The organism is Actinomycetota bacterium, from assembly GCA_030776725.1.
Taxonomy (GTDB): domain Bacteria; phylum Actinomycetota; class Nitriliruptoria; order Nitriliruptorales; family JAHWKO01; genus JAHWKW01.
Map to the genome: position 1 here is coordinate 1 of JALYHG010000261.1, position 3744 is coordinate 3744.

Genomic DNA, 3744 nt, shown 5'->3' on the forward strand with positions numbered 1-3744 from the left:
CGCGGGGCCCGCCACGCGGCCGACTCGTCGAGGCGGCGGTGACCGTGCGGGGATGGTCTGCGGGGTTGGTGCGCGACGTGGCGTCACACCCGCTCAGGTTGGTCGACGTCGGGGTCGTCCACCCGCATCGGGACGTCCCGCGCCGCGGGCTGGGTCTCGACCGCGGTCTCTCCCCGGCCTGCCGCCACCAGTAGGAAACCGATCGTGCCGACGAAGGCGGCTGACATCGGGCTGCGCGGGACGAGCAGGAGGAACCCGAAGAGGATCGCGAGGGCGAGGTACCCGAACGCGGCTCGGACCGGCGAGCGCCCGGCGAAGAGAGCAGCGGCGATGACGAGTCCGGGGATCCCGACGATCAGCCACGCCTGGAGGGTGCTCACGGGTCAGCTTCCGTTGTATGCGAGCCAAGGCTACGTCACGTGGGCTCGCGATCCGGTCGACGACGTCGCCCGTACGAGGTCGCCGGTACGGGGTCGAGGTCGGCGACCACCACTACGGTCACCTGCCACGCCACGGTCACCCGAGCCAGAAGGACGCAACCACCATGGCCGGCAGGCTCGACACGGGCGACGGCGGCGAGGACCGCGGTGCGGCCGGCAGGGACCACCTCGGCCCAGGCGAACGAGCGGAGGTGCACCGGGCGCTCGGCCTCGCGCACCGGATCTGCGACGAGCTGCGTCCGGTCCTGATGGAGGGCTTCTGCGCGGCCGGCGCGACCGTGAAGGACGATGGGTCGCTGATCACCGCCTCGGACCGGTTCGCCGACGACCGCATCACGGAGGTCGTCACCGACCACCTCCCCGGGCACGAGGTCGTCTCCGAGGAACGCTCGACCGTGTACAGCGGCGCGCCGTGGTGCTGGGTGGTGGACCCGGTCGACGGCACCACGAACTTCGCGCACGGGACGCCGGTGTGGTGTGTCTCGCTCGCGCTCGCCTTCCACGGTGTGCTGGTCCTGGCGGTGGTGGACGCACCGCTTCTGGACCGTCGCTACCACGCGGTGCGGGGCGAGGGCGCCTGGAGCGGTGCGACCCGGCTGGCGGTCCGCGACGTGGACTGGTCGGACCATGCGCGGGCCAGCAACGCCCTGGTGGGCGCGTCATCGGGCGTGGGCCGCGACTTCGCCGTGGACACGCCGCTGAAGAACCGGGCGCTCGGCTCGGAAGCGTTGCACCTGGCGTGGGTCGCGGACGGGTCGATGGCGGCGGCCGTGCTGGCTGCGGGCCGTGCGTGGGATGTGGCTGCCGGCATGCTGCTGGTCGAGGAGGCGGGCGGTGCGCTGGTGGATATCGACGGCGGACCGACCTTCCCGCTCACGGCCGGGACCGACTACGCGTCACATCGCCACCGGTTCGTTGCGGCGGCGAGCGAGCGCACCGCACGCCGTGTCCGTGACGGCGTGCGGCTCCTGTAGCGTCAGCCCACACGTCGCGGCGCGCCGCCCATCGGAGTGATATGCGAGCCGTCTTCCTGGTCGTCCTGGTCGGGTGGCTGGCCGCGTGTGGTGGCGCAGCAGAGCCGACCGCCGACCTGGTCGGCACGTTGGGTGGCGATCCTGACCTGGAAGGCGGCTGCGCGTGGCTGGATGTGGAGGCGGAGCGGTCCACGGTGGACGCCGACCGCGTGCAGCCGTCGTGGCCGCAGGGCTACCGGGTCGAGCTCGAGCCGGTGCGTCTGGTCGGGCCCGACGGGCGGGTCGTCGCCGAAGCCGGCGACGTGGTGATGGCCGACGGCACGCTCCGTCCCGACGTCGTCACGGTGTGCATGGTGGGTCCGGTCTTCGACGTGACGCGGATCCACGGGGAGGGTTGAGGCAGGTGGTGCCTGCTCGCCGGTGCGGATCGGAAGCGACTATCCTCCTCGCTGCCTCGAACGACGCGGGTCGACAGACGGAGTTGAGATGAAGCAGCGCAGGTGGTGGCGGCCGGTCGTCCTCGTGGGGGCGGTCCTGATGGTCAGCGCGTGTGGCGGTGACGACGAGGAGGGGACGCAGCAGACGCCTGGCCCCGTGCCGACCGCCGCGACGGAGGCGACCGACGAGGTCAGTGTCTCGTTCGCCCGGCCGGAGGACGGCGCCACGGTGACCAGCCCCGTGCGGGTGCAGATGCAGTCGACCGGGATCCTGATCGGGCCGGTCGCCGAAGCCCGCGAAGACACGGGCCACTTCGACATCATGGTGGACGTGGGCTGCGTCACCCCGGGCCAGGAGATCCCCAACGACGAGCAGCACCTGCACTTCGGTGACGGCGGGAGCACAGCGGAGATCGAGCTCGAACCTGGGGAACACACGCTGTGCCTCCAGGCGAGCACCAACGACCACATCGCGTACGACGCCACGGACGAGATCACCATCACCGTCGAGTAGCCGATCTCGCACCTGTCCCCCCGGCGAGCACGGTGGGGGGACAGGCCGCTGCGGGTACGGTGAGGCCATGTCTGAGGCCTCCCGCGAGCGGCTGGCCACGATCGTCCGCGACCCAGCTTGCGATCTGGCTGAGGCGGCGTTGCTGTGCTGCGTCGAAGCGCAACCCGACCTCGACGTCGACGTGGCGCTGGCTCGCGTCGACGCGCTGGCTGACGAGCTCGCCACCGGGTTGCAGCCGCACAGCCGGTACGAACCGCTCGGCTGGGGGGCGACGATCGAGGCGGCCACCGCCGACGCGCAGGCGTTGTCGGGCTACCTCAGCGTTGACCTCGGGTTCACTGGCGATCCCGCCGCCGCTCACGATCCCCGCAACGCGCTCCTGACGTCCGTGCTCGAACGCCGGCGAGGGACACGAACCGCCTTGGGGGTGATCTACATCGCCGTCGGACGGCGTGTGGGGCTGCGGGTGTTCCCGCTCGCGACACCGGGGCCCCTGCTCGTCGGGGTGGGTGGCGGCGCACCCGAGGGTCGCGCCACCCGGCCAGCGGTGGTCGACCCGTTCGAAGACGGCGTCATCCTCGACGACGAGATGATCGCCGAGCGGGTCGAGGCAGCCACCGACGGGCACGCCGAGTTCGCCCGGTCGATGCTGCGACCGGCGCCGGCGACGAGCGTGGTCCGGCGTCTGATCAACGAGTTGACACACGCGTACCTGCACCACGGCGACGCTCGGGGTGCCCTTTGGACGGTCGAGGTCAGGAGGCTGCTGCCGGGTCTGGGCCCTGATGACGTGCTGGTCACCGGGCAGTTGCTCGCGCAGCTGGGTCGGTACCGCCAGTCGGCCGAGGTCCTCGAGGGTTACCTCACCGAGGTGGCCGGCGACGTGGACACCGCCGCGGAGGCCGGTGGGCCGGAGCTGGCCACGATGGCCGCGGTCGCCCGCGCAGCACGCGCGAAGATGAACTGACAGCTGCGAGCGTGGACGTGCAGGTGCGTGATCGGCAGTGAGCGGTCCACCAGGGGTGCGTCCCACCGACGACCACCTGTGGGTGGGCTGCGATGTGGGGACGCAGAGCGCGCAGGTGGTGGCGGTGACCTCCGCCGGAGAGGTCGTCGGCGACGGCACCGCTGGGTTGACCAGTCGCCGCGACGGCCGGCGCCACGAACAGGACCCCGACGGTTGGTGGCAGGCTGTCGTGTCGGCGTCCCGCGCCGCGCTGCGGGGCATCGACCCCGACCGCATCCAGGCCATCGCGGTGTGTGCCACGTCCGGCTCGGTGCTGCTCACCGACCGCACCGGGCGGCCGATCACCGCGAGCGTCATGTACGACGACGCCCGCGCCGGCGACGACGCCGACCGGGTGCGTGAGGCGGGCGCG

At 72.1% G+C, this 3744-nt stretch carries 6 protein-coding genes; 5 read left to right on the plus strand and 1 reads right to left on the minus strand.

Features of this window, described 5'->3' with window-relative positions; all coding sequences use genetic code 11:
* Nucleotides 1–83: 83 nt before the first annotated feature.
* Nucleotides 84–380, minus strand: a complete 297-nt coding sequence (locus tag M3N57_12735) for a hypothetical protein (protein ID MDP9023537.1) — start codon at nt 378–380, stop codon at nt 84–86.
* Between the two features lie 164 nt (nt 381–544).
* Between M3N57_12735 and M3N57_12740 the strand changes: the two genes are divergently transcribed.
* The 5 genes from M3N57_12740 to M3N57_12760 form a co-directional block, all read left to right on the plus strand.
* A complete protein-coding gene (locus M3N57_12740) occupies nt 545–1414 on the plus strand; it encodes a hypothetical protein (GenBank protein ID MDP9023538.1) in 870 nt (289 codons plus the stop codon).
* Nucleotides 1415–1455: 41 nt separating this feature from the next.
* Nucleotides 1456–1812, plus strand: a complete 357-nt coding sequence (locus tag M3N57_12745; GenBank protein MDP9023539.1) for a hypothetical protein — start codon at nt 1456–1458, stop codon at nt 1810–1812.
* 88 nt (nt 1813–1900) lie between these two features.
* Entirely contained in the window at nt 1901–2365 is a 465-nt protein-coding gene (locus M3N57_12750) for a DUF4399 domain-containing protein (protein ID MDP9023540.1), read from the plus strand.
* A 67-nt stretch (nt 2366–2432) separates the two neighbouring features.
* Nucleotides 2433–3332, plus strand: a complete 900-nt coding sequence (locus M3N57_12755; protein ID MDP9023541.1) for a transglutaminase-like domain-containing protein — start codon at nt 2433–2435, stop codon at nt 3330–3332.
* Nucleotides 3333–3369: 37 nt separating this feature from the next.
* The coding region (locus M3N57_12760) for an FGGY family carbohydrate kinase (GenBank protein MDP9023542.1) at nt 3370–3744 on the plus strand (375 nt) is incomplete at its 3' end.

Coding starts and splice junctions, on each gene's coding strand:
- M3N57_12740 (MDP9023538.1), top strand. CDS start 545: ATGGCCGGCAGGCTCGACACGGGCGACGGCGGCGAGGACCGCGGTGCG.
- M3N57_12745 (MDP9023539.1), top strand. CDS start 1,456: ATGCGAGCCGTCTTCCTGGTCGTCCTGGTCGGGTGGCTGGCCGCGTGT.
- M3N57_12750 (MDP9023540.1), top strand. CDS start 1,901: ATGAAGCAGCGCAGGTGGTGGCGGCCGGTCGTCCTCGTGGGGGCGGTC.
- M3N57_12755 (MDP9023541.1), top strand. CDS start 2,433: ATGTCTGAGGCCTCCCGCGAGCGGCTGGCCACGATCGTCCGCGACCCA.